We start from the raw sequence: 18,876 nt of genomic DNA, 5'->3' as shown, positions 1-18,876 counted from the left end.
TGCAAGCACTTGCTGTCGTCTTTCCGACAGTCCACAACACGACGGTCGGACCCCGTTGGAAGGCGGCGGTCCGCGCCCCGAAGCTGGACGAGGCGCGCCGGTCCCGGAAGCGCGCCGCACAGGAAGGGCGCCCCACATGAATCGTCATGGCCGCGCGGTCAGTCGTTCGCCGGATGGACCACCTCGACCCCCCGCTCCCGCAGCGCCTCGACCCCCGGGGAGTCGCCGGGGGCGTCCGTGACGACGAGGGCGATCTCCTCCATCGAGCAGATCCGGCCCAGCGCGGTGCGGCCGATCTTGTCCGCGGAGGCCACGAGGATCACCCGCTGGGCCGCCGCCACCGCGGCCCGCTTCACCTGGACGTCGTCGAGGTTGTAGGCGGTGGCGCCCTGGACCGGGTCGACGCCGCAGCAGCCCAGGACGAACGTGTCGAAGCACAGCTCCTTGAAGGTCTGCACGGGGGTCTGGCCGTAGAACGAGAGTTCCTCGGGACGCACCTGTCCGCCGGGCATCACCAGTTGGACGCCGGACTGCCCGGAGAGGGCGAAGGCGGCGTGCAGGGAGAGGGGGGTGACCGTGAACTGGCGGCCGGCCATGGCCTTCGCGACGGCCACGGCGGTGGTGCCGGTGTCGAGGGCCACGGTCTCGCCGTCGGTGAGCAGATCGACGACGGCGCGCGCCAGCCGCTCCTTGGCCCGCGCCCCGGACATGGCCCGGATCGCGTAGGGCGGCTCGACGCCGCCGGGCAGGCTGCTGACGGCACCGCCGCGGACCCGGCGCAGCGCGCCCCGGGATTCCAGTACCTCCAGGTCCCGCCGGATGGTCATCTCCGACGCCCCGGTGGCCTGGGCCAGCTCGGCCACGGTCGCGCGGTTCTGCCGCACGAGCAGTCCCACGACGAACTTGTGCCTCTCCATCACGTTCATGTGTCTGCTTTTAGCACAGATGAAGCCGTCAGAGGCCTCCCGTGAGCGTTTCGCACATCCGATCTGTTGTAACGAACATTCATCCTGAGTACTGTGACCGGCACAGTGTGCATTTAGGGCCACAATGAACGTTGGATCTGTTCATTCGCCCAGGGACGATGAGGAGAGCCATGTCCGCCACCAGTGAGGCCGACCTGCCCGAAGCGGGAAGGCCTCTCCTCACCACCGTCGCGATCACCGCCTCGTGCGTCGCGTTCGTGGTGATCGGCGCCCTCCAGGCGCTCTACGGGCCCGCGATCCCCGCCCTGCGGGAGGAGTACGGGATCAGCCCGGCCGTGGCCGGGCTCAGCCTCAGCGCCCACTTCGTCGGCGCGCTGGCGGGCGTGCTGATCTACCACCTCCTGCGGGGCCGCCTGAACAACCGGGCGCTGCTCGGCGGCTCCTACGTACTGATGGCCGCGGGCGCCGCGGTCTTCGCCTTCTCGCCGAACTGGACCCTGGCCCTCGCCGGGACGTTCGTCATCGGCCTGGGCTTCGGAGGCATCGACTACGGCCTCAACCAGCTCTTCGCCGTGGGCTTCGGCCGCCGCAGCACCGCCATGCTCAACCTGCTCAACGGGCACTTCGGCATCGGCGCCATCGCGGGCCCGGCCCTGATCGGCTGGCTCGGGGCGGACAACTACCCGGAGATCTTCGTCGGGATCGGCGTGGTCAGCCTGCTGATCCTGGTCACCCTGGGCGGAGTGGCCGCCCGCGAACCCCGGCCCGAGCCGGCGGAGGGCGCCCCGGCGGGCGGGGCCCGCGTGCTCCCGATCATCGCGGCGTTCATCGGCATCTACGTCCTGCACGTGGCCATCGAGACCGGCGTGGGCGGCTGGGAGCCCACCCACCTCGAAGCCGTCGGATACGGCGCCGCCACCGCCGCCACCGCGACCTCCGCCTACTGGGCCGCCATGACCGTCGGCCGGTTCGTCGTCGCGCCCCTCAGTCTGCGCTGGTCCGCGCCCTCGATCCTGATCGTCTGCTGCGCGGGCATGGCCGGGTTCCTGCTGCTGGCGACCGTGCCGGCCCTCGCCCCGTACGCGTACTTCGGCGTCGGCCTGATGATCGCGCCGATCTTCCCGACCTGCCTGCCCTGGCTGAACCGCGCCGTCCCCGGTGTGTCCGCGGCCGGCGCCTACGTGATCGCCGCTTCGATGATCGGCGGCGTGGCCTTCCCGCCGCTGCTGGGCGGCGTCATCGACACGATGGAGGTGAAGACGGTGCCCCTGGTGCTGTTCGCGCTCGCCGTGGTGTGCGGCGTCCTGAGCCTGTGGCTGCGGCGGGGCGCCCCCGATCCCGGTGGGGCGGGCGGCCCCCGCACGTCGGGGCGCACGGATGCCGTCGCCGCCCCGTGACGTGAACGACGTAAGGAACCGGAAGCATGAAAGCCGTTCTCTTCGACATGTTCGGTGTGATCGCCCGCGTCCAGTCCGCCGAGTCCCGGGGCGTACTCGAACGCACGCTCGGCGGCGATCCCCGTCCCTTCTGGGAGGCGTACTGGTCCCACCGCGCCCCCTACGACCGGGGTGAGGTGGCGGGCCCCGGCTACTGGCAGAAGGTCTGCGCACAGCTGGGGGTCCCGCTCGACGACCGGCTGACCGCCGATCTGATCGCCGCCGACATCGCGAGCTGGAGCGAGATCGACCGGAGCATGGTGGACCTGCTCGGCCTCCTCGCCGAGCGGGGCCTCGTCCTCGGCCTCCTCTCCAACATCCCCGAGGAACTGGCCGCCCACTACGAGGCCACCCAGCCCTGGCTGGAGGGGTTCGCGGTCCGCGGCCTCTCCTGCCGGATCGGCAGCGCCAAGCCCGCGCCCGCCGCCTACCGGTGGTGCGTCCGCGCACTCGGACTGCCCCCGGGCGAGATCCTGTTCGTCGACAACCGGTCCGACAACGTCCGGGCGGCGCGCGAACTCGGCCTCCAGGGACATCTGTTCACGTCCCCGGAAGAGCTGAAAGCCGTGCTTTTCCGGCCATGAATCACGATGCGATGAGATTCACGTCCACAATTCGCCTCTTGTCAAGGCCTGTTGGAATGTGATCGGATGATCGAGAAAGCGCAGCCACGAGATCCCCGTCCGTGACGGGTGAAGTATTCCGGGCCGCCGCCACCGGCTTCGAGCCGTATTCCCCTCCCATTCCACACCACGTGTTCCCGTCGGACGTGAGTTCCCCTCACCGTCCACGACCGTGATGCTTTCCCGACCCGTGTGAGAGAGAACCATGGATACCAAAGACGTCACCGATCACATCTATTACCCCGTCAGCGACTTCAAGATGGCGCGGGGCGAGGGTGTCTACCTCTACGACGAGGACGGGAACAGCTACCTCGACTGCGCTTCGGCGACGTTCAACCTGAGCCTGGGCTATTCGCACCCGGCCGTCATCGCCGCCATGAAGGACCAGCTCGACAAGGTCGTCCACATCACCTCCTCGTACCAGAGCGACCCGGTCAACGGGCTCGTCGAACGGCTGGTGGACGTGTCCCCGGCCGGCCTGACCAAGGTGCACCCCAAGGTGTCCGGCGGGTCCGCCGCCAATGAGGGCGCCATCAAGATGGCCCAGTTAGCCACCGGGAAATCCGAGGTCATCACGCTGTTCCGCAGCCATGTGGGACAGACGATGATGATGACGTCGATGTCGGGGAACTCGTTCCGTCGCGAGCCCTTCCCCAACCTCTTCCCCGGCAGCCTCCAGGTACCCGACCCGTACTGCTTCCGCTGCTTCTACGGGCAGCAGAAGGACTCCTGCGGGCTGATGTGCGTGGACCGGCTGGAGGACTTCGTCGACTACGCGAGTTCCGGCCGCGTCGCGGCCGTCCTCATCGAGCCGATATCCGGGAACGGCGGCAACATCGTGCCCCCCGACGGCTACATGCAGAAGCTGCGGGCCTTCTGCGACGAGCAGAACATCGCCCTCATATTCGACGAGATCCAGACGGGCATCGGCCGCACCGGCCACATGTTCGCGGCCCAGTACTTCGGCGTCGAGCCCGATGCCATCACCACGGCCAAGGGACTCGGCGGTTCGGGCGCCCAGGTCGCGGCGATCCTCACCAACGAGCGGCTCGCCGGCCTTCCCGCCAGCCACCACTCCTTCACCTACGGGGCCAACCTGCTGGCCGCCGCGGCGGCGAACGTCACGCTCGACATCGTGCGGCAGCCGGAATTCCTGGCCAATGTGACGCGGACCGGCGCTTCCATCATGGAACGCCTCCACGACATGAAGCGCCGCTACCCGGCCATCGTGGACGTCCGCGGCGTCGGCCTCATGATCGGTTTCGAGATCGCCGAGGCGGACGGCAAGCCGGCCGTGAAGCTCACCAACCACCTCGCCGCCAAGGCCATGGACCACGGTCTGATCCTGCGCACCTCGCGCTACGGCTACGGCAACGTCCTGAAGATCCGTCCGCCGCTGATCCTCACCATGGACCAGGCCGAGGAGATCTGCGACAAGCTGGAGAACCTCTTCCTGGCGGAGCTGGCCCGATGACCACCGCGAACCCGAGCGCGAACCCGATGAAGGAGCTGCTCACCTCCCTCGGGCAGCACGTCCGCTCCGAACTGCTGGCCTACGAGGCCCACGGGCGCGAGCGGTCGGTCCACGGCGACTCCCCGGGCGGCGACGCCCAGTTCGACGTCGACGAGGTCGCCGAGCAGGCCGTACTGGACTACCTCCGCGCCCACGCCACCGTCCCGACCGCCCTGTACACCGAGGACGGCTCCTACGTGGAGCTCGCGCCCGATCCCGAGGTCCTCCTCGTGGTCGACCCGATCGACGGGACCCGCCCCACCTCCGCCGGACTCGAAATGGGCATGGTGTCCATCGCGGCCGCCCCCTACGGCGACGGGGCCCCCACGCTCGCAGACGTCGACGCCGCGTGCCTGGTGGAGATCAAGAGCGGTGCGTGGCTCTACGGGGACGAGACCGGCGGCCTCGACAGCGGCGGCTTCCCCGCCCCCGTGCCGCAGCTGAGCCGGAACACCGACCTGACCCGCATGTTCTGGTCGATCGAGTTCAACGGCCACCCCATGGACCTGATGACCGAGGCCTACGGCCACCTCGTCGACCGGTCGGCGAACACCGGCGGAATCTTCGTCTTCAACAGCAGCACCTTCTCCATCTCCCGCATCATCACGGGCCAGCTCGACGCGTACGTCGACATCGGCAACCGCGTCCTGCGCGACCACCCGGACACCGAGGAGGCGTTCCTGCGGGTCGGTCGCGGCTCGATCCTGCACCTCTTCCCCTACGACATCGCGGCCGTGGTGTACCTCGCCCGGCTGGCCGGTGTCGTCATCACCGACGCCTACGGCGACGGCCTCGGCAGCACCTCCCTGGTGGACCTCGGCCCGATGAACCAGAAGTCCTGCATCGCCGCGGCCACCCCCGAACTCCACAAGCAGCTCCTCGAATCCATCCGCTGGGACCTCGGCCGCGCCGCCGTCGCGTCCGCGAGGGAGGCATCATGAAGGCCCTGACGCTCACCGCCGACCGCACGCTCGCCCTGGTCGACCACCCCAAGCCCGAACCCGTGGCCGCCGACGACGTCGTCATCCGCGTCACCCAGAGCGGCATCTGCGGCACCGACCGCAGCGTGCTCGTCGGCAAGTTCCCCGCCGAGACCGGCGTGGTGATGGGCCACGAGGCCGTCGGCGTCGTCGACGCCACCGGCCCCGGCGTCACCCGTTTCGCGGTCGGCGACCGGGTCATCGTCAACCCCACCCTGTACTGCGGCACCTGTTCCACCTGCCTCGAAGGGCACTGGAACTTCTGCGGCCACAAGGCGGGCACCGAGGTCGGACTGGACTACGACGGCTCCTTCGCCGAGTTCATCCGCCTCCCCGAGCTGTTCTGCCACGCGATACCCGACGGCATGAGCTTCGACCGCGCCGTCGTCGTCGAGCCGCTCGCCTGCGCGCTGAACAACATCGAGGCCGGCCGGCTGGCGCCGGGCGAGACCGCCGTGGTCGTCGGCGCGGGCCCGATGGGCGTCGTCACCGCCATGGCCGCCCAGCTCTACGGGGCCGGCGTCCTGCTCGTCGAGCCCGACCCGGTCCGGCGGCGGCTCGCGCAGGAGGTCTTCGACGCCCCCGAGTTCGCGGGCCGCGTCACCCTCCACACCCCGGACGACCCCGAACTCGCCGCACGCGGCGACCTGGTCGTCGACTCCGTCGGCAACCTCCTGGAGCAGGGCATCCGTTACGCCGCCGTGCGCGGCCGGGTCGTCGTGATGGGTTTCAACAGCAACGCCTCCGCCACCGTCCGCCCGCTCACCCTCCTCCAGCGCGGGCTGCAGATCATCGGCGCCGGCGACTACAACAGCATGATCTTCCCCAGGGCCGTGGAGCTGGCCCGGCGGCTGCCGCTGGAGCGGGTGGTCACCCACCGCTTCGCCCTCGCCGACCACGAGGAGGCGTTCAAGGCCCTGGCCGCCGTCCCGGGCGCCGAGTACGCCGCGCTGAAGGTCGTCCTCGTACCTCCGTACGCCGGGGCCGACGCATGAGCCCCGCCCCGCGCACCCGGCTGGCCGGTGCGCTCGTTCCCGGGACGGCCCGGCCGGTCGTCGTCGGCGAGTACCCGTACTACCGGGCCGATCCCGCCAACTGGGCGTCCAACCTGCGGGAACTGCGCGCCCTGGGCGTGGACGTCGTCTCCTGCTACCTGCCGTGGCGGTTCCACGAGACCGGTGAGGGCGACGGCCGCTCCTTCGACTTCACCGGGAAGACCGACCCGCAGCGCGACGTGGTCGCACTGCTGGAGCTGGCGGAACGCGCCGGGCTGGGCGTGCTGCTCAAACCGGGCCCGTTCATCCACGCGGAGGTCCAGCTCGGCGGGCTGCCCGACCGGCTGTGCGGCCCGGACCACACCCCGTACCGGGGCCTGGACGGCAGCGTCCTCACCTCCCAGGGCAGCCCCCTGCCCAGCCTCCTCGACCCGGTGGTGCGGGCCGAGACGGAGGTCTGGCTGAAGGCCGTCGCCGACGAGGTCGTCGCCGGGGCCGTCGCCCCCGGCGGCCCCGTGGTCGCCCTGCAGCTCGGCAACGAGGGCACCGCGGGCGACGCCCACCTCCCCGTGGACGCGCAGGACGCCTCACCCGCCGCCCGCGAGGCCTTCGCCCGCTGGCTGGCCGGACGCGGCCTGCCCGACGAGGCCGCGCGGACCGGCGAGGACGTCACCCGGTGGACCAGCGCCCTGCGCAGGCTGTGGTCGCAGTGGTCCGGGCACGCCATCGTCGGCGTGTGGGACTGGATCTCCGAGCTCTTCCCGCAGGGACCGGTCCGGCTGGCCAACGTGCCCCTGACCGGGACCGCCGCGCCGCGCGCCGCCCTCGACGCCTGGGCGGCCCGGCAGCGTGCCGTCCAGGGCTCGGCGCACCTGATCGGGCACACCGAGTGGGTCGGCAACCCGGCCCGCGACACCGGCGCCTTCGGCTCCCACCTGACCGGGATCCTGCTCGGCGGCACCGACGTGGTCGAAGCCAACTGGGGTTTCACCTGGACCGACGAGACCTTCGCCGAGCCGGCCGCCCCCGTCTTCAACGCCCTGCTGGCCCTGCTGCTGGGCTCCACCACCGTCAGCGTCTACACCGCCTGTGCCACGGGGAACTGGGGCGACCTGGTGGACATGGACCCCGACGGACTGCGCTCCGAAGGCGTCGACCCGGCCCTCCACGCACCGCCGTACAGCCCCGGGGCGCCGCTCGCCGAGTCCGGCGCCCACCAGGCCAACGCCGAGGGCCTGCGCCTGCTCGCCGCGTTCCTCGACCGCTTCGGCGACGTGCTGCTCGCCAGTACCCCGGACCACGACGGGGTGGTCCTCGTCGACCGGACCCTGCCGGAGGCGGGCGCCTGGCAGCGCACGGGCCGTACCGTCCTCGCGGAACTCGCCGACGCCGTCCACGGGGAGCTGGCCCGCTCCGGCCGGCTGATCGCCCCGGCCTGGCTCGACGCGCCCCCGGGACCGGTCGCCGACGGCACGGGGCTCCCCGTGGCCGTGCTGCGGGCCGGCCACCCCGACGGCTCCGACGGCCCCGGTGTGCTGACGCTCCCCGCCGGGGAGTCCGCCGACGGCGCGGTCGCGGCCTTCGTGGCCTCGTTCGCCTCCGCGCTGCCGGTCCCGGACGCGCCGCGCCGGACGACGGCCCACGGCAGGGCGCGCGTACTGAGCCGCTCCGGACCGGCGGGCGTCCGTGTCCTCGGCGCCTTCAACCCGACCGACGGCGAGGACCGGGTCACCGGCGACGGCGGCGGCTGGGCCCTGGAGCTGCCCGCCGGATCCGCCGCCGTGATCGTCAGCCGCGACGGCGAACTCCTGGGCTGGCTGGCCACCCCCGAGCCACCGTCCACCACCCCCGTCGCCCTCACCTGGGGCGGCCAACAGGCCGACGCGGCACGCGTCCGGGCCTCCTGAGAACGCGGGCGGCGGAAGGACGCACCTGACAGCGCGCCTTCCGCCGCCCGCTCACATCCGCTGTGGGCCGGTGCCGTTCACCCGGTGAAGGAGCCGTGGCGACCGGCGCCGTTCGCGAACCGGTCGGCGCCGGCCTGCGTCTCCCCCGCGGTGAGCGGGACGAGGCCGTGGCGGTGTTCGACGGCCAGGGCCTCCCGCTCCCCCAGACCGTGCTGTTCCCGTACGGAGAGCCGGTCGTGCCGCAGGCACAGCTGCGGGAACCCGGCGATCTCGCGGGCGAGCCGCTCCGCCGCGCGGCGGGCTTCCCCCGGCGGCACGAGCCGGTTGACGAGGCCGATCGCGTGCGCCTCGGCGGCGGTCACGGGCCGACCGGTGAGGATCAGGTCCATCGCCCGGCTCTCGCCGATCAGGCGTGGCAGCCGTACCGTGCCGCCGTCGATCAGCGGCACGCCCCAGCGGCGGCAGAACACCCCGAACGTGGCGTCGTCCTCGGCCACGCGCAGATCGCACCACAGGGCGAGTTCGAGTCCGCCCGCCACCGCGTGGCCACTGATCGCGGCGATGACGGGTTTGGTCAGGTTCATGCGCGTGGGGCCCATCGGCCCGTCGCCCTCGGCCTCCACCCGGTTGCCGCGGTCGGTGCCGACGGCCTTGAGGTCCGCGCCGGCGCAGAACGTGCCTCCTTCGCCCCACAGCACGGCGACGGACGCGGCCTCGTCCTCCTCGAACTCACGGAAGGCATCGGCGAGCAGGGCCGCCGTCGGGCCGTCGACCGCGTTGCGCACCCCGGGGCGGTCGAGGATCACCGTGAAGACGGGGCCGTCGCGTTCGATCCGGACGGCGGGCGGTTCGGAGGTCGTGGCCACAGCGGAACTCCAGGGGTCCATGGGTGCGGTCGGATGCCGGCAGGCGCAGGGCATCCCTACCCTTCCGGGGTCTCCTCCGCCACCCCGGTGACCTCCTGTACGTGCCGCAGGCTCGGCGCGGCCAGTACGTCGTTCAGCCGCTGGAAGGTCTGGCGCGCGGCGACCGCGTTCCAGTCGGCGGGCAGCAGTTCGGCGGGCAGGCCCGGGTCGAGGTAGGGCAGCCGGCGCCACCGGGTGAGCATCGGGACGTAGTGGCGGAACGCCTCGGCGCCGTCGATGGTGCCCTGCTCGGCCAGTGTCGCGGCGACGGGTCCGTACGCCTCGGTGAAGCCGGCGTACTGCTCCTGGATCGCGGGGAAGTCCCACCACGAGCTGACCGTCCCGGGCAGGTCGCTGAAGGCTGCGTAGTCCGCGGCGAACAGGTGCACGTAGTCGCTCAGCCCGCGCCGGACGAGCATGTCGCGGGCGTCGCCGAGGAGCCGGCCCGGCGCCAGCCACACACCCGGGGCGATGTTCCCGAAGCCGAGCCAGGTCAGCCGGGTGCGCAGCTGGTAGCGGTACGAGCGCTCGGACTCCGGGACCGAGAAGACGGCCATGGCCCAGCCGTCGCTCAGCTTCGCCGGCTCCAGGCTGCCGAAGATCCGCCGGTCGCCCTCGTCGAAGACGGGCTGCGCGGCGGGGCTGAGCCGGTAGCCGGTGGCGCCGCGGCGCTCCGGTTCCAGGACGCCCTTCTTCTTGAGCCGGGAGATCGCGGAGCGCGCCGCCGGGCCGTCGACGTCCAGTTCGGACATCAGGGTGATCAGGTCGGCGACGGAGATCCACCCACCGAGGCGCCGCAGGAACGCTCCGTAGACCGTATTGATCAATGAACTGGGTCGAATCGGAGTGTCCGCCATGATCGCCTTCCGTCGTGTGCGGACGCGATCCTACCCAGCCGGGGCGGTGGGGCCCCGTCCAGGTCGCGGTACGGCTCGGCGGGCTGCGGCGCGCCGGCGGTCGGGCGTGGGCGCCGGTCAGGCGTAGGCACCGGACAGCAGGTGCCCCGCGCCGGGGGCCACCGCCGGGAGGTCCAGGGCCCGCAGCATCTGGTGGGCGGTGCACACGGCCGCCGAGACCACGGGCTTGCCGAGGAGCTGTTCGGCTTCCTCGATGGCGCCCAGGGAGGGCATCTGTACGCAGGCGGAGAGCACGACGGCGTCGGCGTCGCTGTGGTTCAGCGCCCTGGCGAGGCCCGGGAGCCGGGCGGGGTCGTGCGCGGCGACGTCGAGGTTGTTCGGGATCTCCAGGGCCTCGTAGTCGAGGACCTCGACGCCCTCGTGGGTGAGGTAGTCGACGACGGTCTTCGTCAGGGGCCGCATGTACGGGGCGATCAGTGCGATCTTCTTCGCGCCGAGGGTCTCCAGGCCGTGCACGAGGGCTCCGGCGCTGGTGACGACGGGGGCGGGGGCGCCGTTCTCCACGGTGCGCAGGTGCAGGCGCTCCTCGGAGGTGCGGTGGTAGCCGAGCCCCATGCTCATGATGGCCACCAGGCAGGCGTAGCCGAGGACGTCGACGTGCGCGTCGGACAGCTCGACGGCGCACCGGTCGGAGTCGGCGTCCATGGCCTTGAGCTGCTCCGGAGTCACGTGCGTCATGCGCATCCGGCTGGAGTGGAAGGTGAAGCGTTCGGGGGCGATGGACTCGCGGGCCCGCAGGATCGCCGGGACCTCGGTCTCCATGGTGACGTTGGAGCTCGGCACGATCTGGCCGATGCGGTAGGTGCGGGGGGACATGTGCGCTCCTCAGCGGGCGTCGACGACGGGGTTGGTCAGGGTGCCGATGCCTTCGACGGTGGCCTCGACGATGTCGCCGGGGACGAGGAACTCCGGCGGGACCATGCCCGCTCCGACGCCGGCGGGCGATCCGGTGGCGATGACGTCTCCCGGTTCCAGGGTGACACCGGAGGAGATGTCGGCGATGAGGCGCGCGATGGGGAAGAGCATGTGGCGGGTGTTCGACTTCTGCTTGGTGACGCCGTTGACGCGCAGCGAGAGGTCGAGGTCCATCGGGTCGGGGATGTCGTCGGCCGTGACGACTTCGGGGCCGAACGGCGCGTAGGAGTCCTGGCCCTTGGAGAAGAACCACTGGCCGGAGCGGCGCTGGTCGCGGGCGCTGATGTCGTTGAGGATGCTGTAGCCGAAGACGTGCTCGTACGCGTCCTCCTCGCTCACGCGGAACGCGGTGCGGCCGATGACCACGGCCAGTTCGCACTCCCAGTCCAGCTGGGAGGTGAGGTCGCCGTTGTGCAGGATCGGCCGGCCGGGGCCGGTGACGGCGGTGGCGGGCTTGCTGAACAGCACCGGGCGCGTGGGCCGCTCCTTGTCGGTGTCCAGGCTGCGGCTGGACTCCTCGACGTGTTCGACGTAGTTCAGCCCGACCCCGATGATCTTGCCGGGGCGCAGCGGGGCGTGCAGCGACACCTCGTCGATCCGGTGCACGGCGTCGGCCGGCCAGGTCGCGGGGCCGCCGGCCAGCAGCTCCCGAGCGGCCTCCTGGGCCGGGGTACCGGCCTGGACGAACGACAGCAGGTCCAGCGGGAGACGCACGCCGGCCCGGCTCGCCAGGACGGCGAGGTCGACGACACGGTCGTCGATCCGGGCGCCGAGGCGGAGGGGTGCGTCGTGTGCGGTGGGGGTGTAGGTGACCAGGCGCATGGCTGCTCCTTGCGGTTGGGGGGAGGGACGGGGAGGGGGTGCTCCGCCGCACCGGAGCCGGTGTCAGGGCCGGCGGGCGCCGGTGCGGCGGAGCGGCTCAGGCGGCGGGCTGCCGGCCGCCGTTGTCGGGGTACGCCTCTTCCCGGAAGAAGCTCAGGGAGCGCATCACGGGGAAGTCGTCGAAGGAGAAGAGGCAGGCGTCCTCGGACGGGTCGAGGTTGTGGTGCTCGTGCCAGGCCCAGGAGGGGACGCAGAAGATGTCGCCCCGCTTCCACTCGAAGCGCTGCCCGGCGATCACCGAGACGCCCCGTCCCTTGGCCGCGGTGTAGACGACCGAGCCGGTGTGGCGGTGGGCGAGCGTGGCCTGGCCGGGGCGCAGGAGCTGCATGTGGGCGCTCATGGTGGGCATGACGGAGCCGCCGGTGAGGGGGTTGGTGTACTCGGCGATCACCCCGTCGTACGGGGAGCCCTCGGTGGCCTTCGCGAGGTCGCGGAGGGCCTCGTAGGTGGGCTCCCAGGGGAAGGCGAGGAGCGGGGAGTAGGGCCGGGTCCACTTCTCCGTGCCGTACGGGAGCAGGTTGCCGCCGTAGGTCAGGACCGAGGAGTTGATCACCTTGCCGGGGGTCTGGTACAGCTCGGGATGGACCTCGTAGAAGCCCGCGTCCAGCGCGTTGACCAGGGGTATGTCCAGGCCGTCCTGCCAGATCACGGGGGCGTCCTCGGATTCGTTGCCGTGCTCGTGCCAGGTGCCGTTCGGCGTGATGGCGAAGTCGCCCGGTGCGACCTTCAGCTTCTGCCCGTCCACGATGGTCCACGCGCCGGTGCCCTCGTGTACGAAGCGCAGCGCGGCCGCCTGGTGGCGGTGGGCGGTCATGGCCTCTCCGGGTCCCATGATCTGGAGGCCGGTGTAGAGCAGTCCCACGGCGGCGCTGACGTCCTTGCGGCCGGGGTTGACCAGCATGACCACGCGGCGGCCGGCGTCGTCGGCCTTCACCAGCGGGAGTGCCTTGTGGACGAGCGGCCGCAGCTGCTCGTAACGCCACAGCACCGGCACGGACTTGGGCTGCGGGTACCAGGGCTCGATGTCGTTGGCGACGGTCCACAGGGCGCCCGCTTCGAGCTCGGCGAGTTCGCCGTAGTAGGCGGTGAGTTCCGGGCTGGTCGTCACCCGGGCGCGGCCCAGCCGGCTGTCGTCGTACTCGGTGGTCATGAGTCCTCCTCGATGGGGCCGGCCGTACCGGTGCGGAGAGGTGCGGTGGGCGGGGGTGTCGTGCCGGCCGCGGTGTCGGTCGCGAAGGTCACCGGGGGGCGGGGGCGGTCGTCGACGTGCAGCCGGAAGACGTCGAAGCGGTTGTAGTGGCCGACGATGTCGTGCATCTGCTTGGGCTGGACGCAGCGGGCGAGGTCGATCTCGGCGTAGACGATGCCCTCGTCGTCGACGAGCGGTTCGGTGACGGGGCGGCCGTCGGGGCCGAAGATCCCGGAGAGGGCGCTGCGGGGGCGGGTGAACTGCTTGCGCAGTTCCTCGTCGTCCCCGGCGAGCAGGTCCACGATCTCCGGGGAGATCGTGGAGCAGGCCACGACGGAGAAGACCTTGCCCTCGAAGCTGTGGGCCGCCGTGCGGACGGCGATGGCGTCGGCCATGTCGTAGTCGGCGGGGGCCACGGGCAGGGCGATGTAGCAGGAGGCGTGGACGAGTTCGCCCTGTGCGAGGAGGGTGAAGCGGGCCAGGGTGTTGGTGTTCTCGCCGCAGGCCAGGGCGCCGAGCGGGCCGACGGGCGTGCGGTGGACCTTGAGCGAGCTGCCGTCGCCGCCGGTCCAGGTGAGCTTCTCGGCCCAGGTGGGCACCAGCTTGCGGTGGACGCCGAGGAGTTCGCCGTCGGGTCCGATGGTGAGCAGGGTGTTGTAGAGGACGCCGAGGCTGTACGGGCTGCGCTCGTTGACCCCGATGACGAGGACGACGCCGTGCCGGCGGGCCGCCTCGCGCAGCCGGTCGACGTGCGGGCCGGGGAGGTCGACGGCGGAGCGCTGGAGCCGCTCGAACCAGGGCGAGCCCTGGACCGGGTTCATCGTCCAGTTCCAGTAGGGGTAGCCGGGTACGAACACCTCGGGGAAGACGACGAGTTCGGCTCCGGCCGCGGCGGCCTCGGCGATCAGCGCGATCGCCTTGTCGACGGTGGCCGCGGGGTCCAGGTAGACGGGTGCGGCCTGCACGGCGGCGGCGGTGAAGCGTGGCAGATGGTCCATCGGGTCTCCAGGTCAGCGGCCGGCCGCCGCGGCGGCGGCCGGAACGGGCGGTACCCAGCGCTGGTGCACGGGCGGCGCGGCCTCGCGGAGCAGCTGGAGGCGGGGCGGGACGCGGTCCGTACGGGCGCCCGGCGGGCGGCCGCTGCCCGCCTTCCAGGAGGCCGGCCAGGGCGCCGCCGGTCCGCTGTAGCCCTGGGCGGCCGCGGCGTGCAGGGTCCACAGGGGGTCGTGCAGGTGGGCGCGGCCCACGGCGCACAGGTCGGCCCGGCCGGCCAGGACGATCGAGTTCACGTCGTCGTGGGTGGAGATGGCGCCGACGGCGATGGTGGGGACGCCGGTGGCGTTGCGGATCAGGTCGGCGTACGGGGTCTGGTAGCTGCGGCCGTAACGGGGCCGCTCGTACGGGACGACCTCGCCGGTGGACACGTCGACCGCGTCGGCTCCGGCCGCGGCCAGGGCCCGGGCGATCTCCACCGCGTCGGCCTCGCTGGTGCCGCCCTCGGCCCAGTCCGCGGCGGACACCCGGACCACGAGCGCCTTCCCCTCGGGCCAGACGGCGCGCACCGCGCGCAGCACCTCCAGGGGGAAGCGGAGCCGGCCCGCGAGGCCGCCGCCGTAGTCGTCGGTGCGCGTGTTGGTCAGCGGGGACAGGAACCCCGACATCAGGTGACCGTGTCCGTACTGGAGTTCGAGGGCGTCGAAACCGGCACGGTGGGCGCGTTCGGCGGCGGCCGTGAAATCGGCGGCGATGGCGTCCATGTCCTGGCGGGTCGCCTCGCGGGGGACGGCGGAGAGTTCGCTCCAGGGCAGCGGGGAGGCGGCGACGAGCGGCCACCCCGCGGGGCCGAGGGGCGCGGCCCTGCCGTCGGGTCGGGGCACGGCGGTCGCGGCGCGGCGGCCGGCGTGGGTGAGCTGGACGCCCAGGCAGGTGTCCGACTGGCCGTGCACGAAGTCGGTGATCCGCCGCCAGGCGGCCTCCTGTTCGTCCGTGTACAGGCCGGGGCAGCCCGGGGTGGCCCGGCCGTCGGCGCTCACCGCCGTCATGCCGGCGAGGACCAGCCCGGCGCCGCCCAGCGCCTGGGTGCTCAGGTGGACGAGTTCGAAGTCGCCGGGGACGCCGTCGCGCGCCGCGTACAGGGCGGTGGGTGGTACGACGACGCGGTTGCGCAGGTGCAGGCCGCCCAGCCGGAACGCACGGAACATCGGCGGCACGGCTCCGGGGGCGGTGTCCGCGCCGCCGGTCCGGATGGCCGGGGGCGCGCTCAGGGCGGCGTGCCAGGAGTCGACCGCGTCGGTGAACCGCTCGTCCCGTACGCGCAGGTTGTCGTAGGTGACGCGGCGGCTTCGGGTGAGGAGGTTGAAGGCGAACTGCCTCGGGTCCTGGCCGGTGTAGCGGCCGATGTTCTCGAACCATTCGAGACTGGCCTGGGCGGCGCGCTGCGTGGATTCGACGACCGGCCGGCGTTCGCCCTCGTACGCGGCGAGCGCCGAGGGCACGTCGGGGTGTTCGTGCAGGCAGGCGACCAGGGCGAGGGAATCCTCCATGGCGAGCTTGGTGCCGGAGCCGATGGAGAAGTGGGCGGTGTGGGCCGCGTCCCCGAGCAGGACGACGTTCCCGTGGCTCCAGGAGGCGTTGCGGACGGTCGTGAAGCGGATCCACTTCGAGGCGTTGGGGATCAGCCGGTGGCCGTCGAGGTGGCCGGCCAGGATCTCCTCGCACCGGCGGACGCTCGCCTCGTCGCTCTCGCCGCGGGCGAACTCCCGGTCCGCGAAGGCCTCGAAGCCCGCGCGCCGCCAGTCCTCCTCGGCCATCTCGACGATGAAGGTGCTGCGTTCACCGCCGTACGGGTAGGCGTGGACCTGGACGCTGCCGAAGTCCCCCTTCTCCACGATGAAGGTGAAGGCCTCGAAGACCCGGTCGGTGGACAACCACATGTAGCGGCAGTGGCGCTCGTCCAACTCCGGTCGGAAGCTGCCCTGATACGTCTCGCGGGCCGCGGAGCGGATCCCGTCCGCGGCGACCACCAGGTCGTAGCCGGCGGAGAGTTCCTCCACGGGCGGGGCCTCGGTTCCGTAGCGGACGCTCACCCCGAGTTCCGCGCAGCGCGTCTGCAGGATCTCCCGCAGCCGGTTGCGGTCCAGGGCGGCGAAGCCGTGGCCGCCGGAGACGTGGACCTCGCCCTCGTAGCGGACGTCGATGTCGCTCCAGCGGGCGAACTCCGCGGACATGGCGGCGAACACGACCGGGTCGGCCTGCGCGATGCCGTCGAGCGTTTCGTCGGAGAAGACGACGCCGAAGCCGAACGCGTCGTCGCGGGCGTTGCGCTCCCACACCGTGATCTCCCATTCCGGGGAGAGCTGCTGGGCCAGGGCCGCGAAGTACAGCCCGCCCGGCCCCCCTCCGATGACTGCTACGCGCACGGTGTTCCTCCAAGTGGTTCCGGGCAAAAGAATATGTCGCAGATTTGGCGACCGTCAAGAAACCAACACATCACGCGAAGAGCTCGGGCGCCTGGGGCCCGGCCTTGGCGAGGACCTCCCGCACGTCGTCGGGCCAGGCCGTGGAGCCGGTGGCGCGCGCGGCCGAGTGGGCGATGACCATCCGGCCGGTCGCGGCCACGCCCTCCCCCTCCCCTCGGACGGTGAAGGCGTAGTGGAGCGAGGCGGTACCGACCTTGGTGACCCGCAGTTCGGTGCGGACGCTCTCGCCGAACCACAGCCGGGCCCGGTAGTCGGCCTCGAAGTGGACCCGGGGCGTACTGCCGAAGAGGTGCGAGAGCCCCAGTCGCCGCAGCAGGACGGCTTCGGCCGCCTCGACCCAGCGCACGACGGTGGAGTGGTGGTAGTGACCGGCCGCGTCCGTGTCCTGCCATTCGACGCGCCGCTCGACGACGATGCTCGGCAGGTTCCGCACGAGGGCCTCGGGGCTGCCGGCGGCGCAGCTCTCCTCCGGGGCCGGCGCCGGGACCACCTGGTGCGGACCGGCGGACCCGGCGAGCCTGCGCAGTTCGGCGCGCCGGAGCTTGCCGTTGCTCGTGCGCGGGAGTTCGGTGACGAACTCGACGGCGCGCGGGTACTTGTAGGGCGCGACGGTCCGCTTCACGTGGTCCTGGAGTTCCTTGACGGTGGCCGCGTCGGGTGCGACCCCGGGGCGCAGGATCACGTACGCCTTGACGAGCATTCCGCGCTCGCCGTCCGGAGCCCCGACGACACCGCACTCCTCGACGTGGGGATGGGCGGCGAGGGCCTTCTCGACCTCGGGGCCGGCGATGTTGTAGCCGGAGGAGACGATCATGTCGTCGCTGCGGGCCACGTACCAGAAGTAGCCGTCGGCATCGCGGATGTAGGTGTCGCCGGTGATGTTCCAGCCGTTCCTGACGTACGCGGTCTGCCGCGGGTCCTCCATGTACCGGCAGCCGGTGGGGCCGGTGACGGCGAGGAGGCCCGGCTGCCCGTCGGGGACGGGCTCGCCCTCCTCGTCGACCACGCGGGCCCGGTAGCCGGGCACGGGCCTGCCCGTCGCGCCGGGGCGTATGTCGCCGTCGGAGGCCGAGATGAACACGTGGAGCATCTCGGTGGCGCCGATCCCGTCGATGATGCGCAGGCCGGTGGCCGCGTGGAACTCCTCCCACACCGCCGCCGGCAGCGCCTCCCCCGCGGACACGCAGCGCCGCAGGCCCGCCAGCCGGCCGACCTCCCCCGCCGCCATGATCGCCCGGTAGGCGGTGGGCGCGGTGAAGAGCACGGTGACGCCGTGCTCCTCCACGAGCGCGGCCAACCGTCGGGGGGAGGCCTGCTCGACGAGCAGGGTCGAGGCGCCCACGGCGAGCGGGAACACGACCAGTCCGCCGAGCCCGAAGGTGAAGGCGAGCGGCGGGGTTCCGGTGAAGACGTCGTCGGGGCGGGGCCGCAGGACGTGCCGGGAGAAGGTGTCGGCGTTGGCCAGTACGTCGCGGTGGAAGTGCAGGGTGGCCTTCGGCCGGCCGGTCGTTCCCGAGGTGAAGGCGATCAGGGCCACGTCGTCGGCGGCGGTGGCCACGGCGGTGAAGCGGCCGTCCTTGGCCGCGCAACGCGCCACCAGATCGGCCTCGTCCGGGCCTCCGTAGGCCAGCACGACCGGCGGGGCGGACGCTTCGCCCGCGGCGGCGGCGAGCTCCTCCAGGTAGCGGTGGTCGCACACCGCGAGGGCGGGGCGACCGATGTCGACCAGTTCGGCGAGCTCGGCGGCCCGCAGCAGCGGCATCGTGGAGACGGCGACGCCGCCGGCCTTCAGCACGCCCAGCCACGTGGCGACCAGCCAGGGGTTGTTGGGGCCGCGCAGCAGGACGCGGTTGCCGGGGACGAGACCGAAGTCCTCGGTGAGCACCCGCGCGACCTGATTGGCGCGTTCGAGCAGGTCGCCGTAGCTCCACCGCTCGGTGGGAGTCAGCAGACAGGGGCGGTCGGGGCCCCAGCGCCGGACGGCTTCGTCCAGCAGGCGCTCGGCGCAGTTGAGCCGGTCCGGGTAACGCAACTCCGGCAGATCGAAGTGCAGTTCGGGCCAGAGGGGGAAGGGCGGGAGCCGATCACGGCAGAACGTGTCGACGTGCGCAGACGGGGAGAGCTCCATGGGGCGGCACCTCAATCTCGGGGCAGCGGGGAGAGTGGAGCAAGTATCTCGTCAAAATTGCGACCGTCAACAACACGCGAT

14 protein-coding genes and 2 pseudogenes are annotated in these 18,876 nt (G+C 72.0%); 6 read left to right on the top strand and 10 right to left on the bottom strand.

From position 1 onward, the window contains the following. Positions 1-158: 158 nt before the first annotated feature. Positions 159-926: a DeoR/GlpR family DNA-binding transcription regulator gene (locus tag ACFYYJ_RS03800; protein WP_385357782.1), complete on the bottom strand. Its 768-nt coding sequence runs from the start codon at positions 924-926 to the stop codon at positions 159-161. 170 nt (positions 927-1,096) lie between these two features. On the opposite strand from ACFYYJ_RS03800, the gene ACFYYJ_RS03795 reads away from it, so the two are divergent. The 6 genes from ACFYYJ_RS03795 (at position 1,097) to ACFYYJ_RS03770 (ending at position 8,380) form a co-directional block, all read left to right on the top strand. Further along, positions 1,097-2,323 carry an MFS transporter gene (locus ACFYYJ_RS03795; protein ID WP_385357784.1) on the top strand — a complete coding sequence of 409 codons (1,227 nt, stop codon included), beginning with the start codon at positions 1,097-1,099 and terminating at the stop codon, positions 2,321-2,323. Between the two features lie 26 nt (positions 2,324-2,349). Beyond that, on the top strand, positions 2,350-2,946 hold the full coding sequence (locus tag ACFYYJ_RS03790; protein WP_389128186.1) for an HAD family hydrolase: 597 nt from the start codon (positions 2,350-2,352) through the stop codon (positions 2,944-2,946). 244 nt (positions 2,947-3,190) lie between these two features. Continuing rightward, positions 3,191-4,459, top strand: a complete 1,269-nt coding sequence (locus tag ACFYYJ_RS03785; RefSeq protein ID WP_384733689.1) for an aspartate aminotransferase family protein — start codon at positions 3,191-3,193, stop codon at positions 4,457-4,459. Beyond that, entirely contained in the window at positions 4,456-5,439 is a 984-nt protein-coding gene (locus ACFYYJ_RS03780; RefSeq protein ID WP_389128184.1) for an inositol monophosphatase family protein, read from the top strand. Before ACFYYJ_RS03785 ends, ACFYYJ_RS03780 begins: the two co-directional genes overlap by 4 nt. Then, positions 5,436-6,473 carry a zinc-binding dehydrogenase gene (locus tag ACFYYJ_RS03775; protein ID WP_385125269.1) on the top strand — a complete coding sequence of 346 codons (1,038 nt, stop codon included), beginning with the start codon at positions 5,436-5,438 and terminating at the stop codon, positions 6,471-6,473. The genes ACFYYJ_RS03780 and ACFYYJ_RS03775 overlap by 4 nt, the downstream gene beginning before the upstream one ends. Next, the gene (locus ACFYYJ_RS03770) at positions 6,470-8,380 is read left to right on the top strand and encodes a beta-galactosidase (RefSeq protein ID WP_389128182.1); all 1,911 of its coding nucleotides are present in this window, start codon (positions 6,470-6,472) and stop codon (positions 8,378-8,380) included. Before ACFYYJ_RS03775 ends, ACFYYJ_RS03770 begins: the two co-directional genes overlap by 4 nt. 77 nt (positions 8,381-8,457) lie before the next feature. Here the strand turns inward: ACFYYJ_RS03770 and ACFYYJ_RS03765 are convergent, their stop codons facing one another. From ACFYYJ_RS03765 to ACFYYJ_RS03725, 9 genes and pseudogenes are all read right to left on the bottom strand, one after another. Then, entirely contained in the window at positions 8,458-9,267 is an 810-nt protein-coding gene (locus tag ACFYYJ_RS03765; protein ID WP_389128180.1) for a crotonase/enoyl-CoA hydratase family protein, read from the bottom strand. A 35-nt stretch (positions 9,268-9,302) separates the two neighbouring features. Continuing rightward, a complete protein-coding gene (locus ACFYYJ_RS03760) occupies positions 9,303-10,142 on the bottom strand; it encodes a PaaX family transcriptional regulator C-terminal domain-containing protein (protein ID WP_389128178.1) in 840 nt (279 codons plus the stop codon). 117 nt (positions 10,143-10,259) lie between these two features. After that, on the bottom strand, positions 10,260-11,018 hold the full coding sequence (locus ACFYYJ_RS03755) for an Asp/Glu racemase (protein WP_385125277.1): 759 nt from the start codon (positions 11,016-11,018) through the stop codon (positions 10,260-10,262). 9 nt (positions 11,019-11,027) lie between these two features. Next, positions 11,028-11,939 carry a fumarylacetoacetate hydrolase family protein gene (locus ACFYYJ_RS03750; RefSeq protein WP_389128176.1) on the bottom strand — a complete coding sequence of 304 codons (912 nt, stop codon included), beginning with the start codon at positions 11,937-11,939 and terminating at the stop codon, positions 11,028-11,030. A gap of 97 nt (positions 11,940-12,036) precedes the next feature. Continuing rightward, complete coding sequence (locus ACFYYJ_RS03745) at positions 12,037-13,149, bottom strand: cupin domain-containing protein (RefSeq protein WP_385357798.1); 1,113 nt, start codon at positions 13,147-13,149, stop codon at positions 12,037-12,039. Beyond that, complete coding sequence (locus ACFYYJ_RS03740; protein ID WP_389128174.1) at positions 13,146-14,186, bottom strand: carbon-nitrogen hydrolase family protein; 1,041 nt, start codon at positions 14,184-14,186, stop codon at positions 13,146-13,148. The genes ACFYYJ_RS03745 and ACFYYJ_RS03740 overlap by 4 nt, the downstream gene beginning before the upstream one ends. Positions 14,187-14,198: 12 nt before the next feature. Next, complete coding sequence (locus ACFYYJ_RS03735) at positions 14,199-16,607, bottom strand: bifunctional salicylyl-CoA 5-hydroxylase/oxidoreductase (RefSeq protein ID WP_389128172.1); 2,409 nt, start codon at positions 16,605-16,607, stop codon at positions 14,199-14,201. Between the two features lie 70 nt (positions 16,608-16,677). Continuing rightward, positions 16,678-17,052: pseudogene (locus ACFYYJ_RS03730) on the bottom strand (acyl-CoA thioesterase); the annotation flags it as partial. Between the two features lie 111 nt (positions 17,053-17,163). Continuing rightward, positions 17,164-18,795 (bottom strand): annotated as a pseudogene (locus ACFYYJ_RS03725) (AMP-binding protein); the annotation flags it as partial. Between the last annotated feature and the right edge of the window lie 81 nt (positions 18,796-18,876).

Source organism: Streptomyces sp. NPDC002467 (assembly GCF_042889825.1).
Lineage (GTDB): Bacteria > Actinomycetota > Actinomycetes > Streptomycetales > Streptomycetaceae > Streptomyces.
The sequence above is the reverse complement of the archived record's forward strand: the minus strand, read 5'-3'. Positions and strand labels throughout refer to the sequence as shown.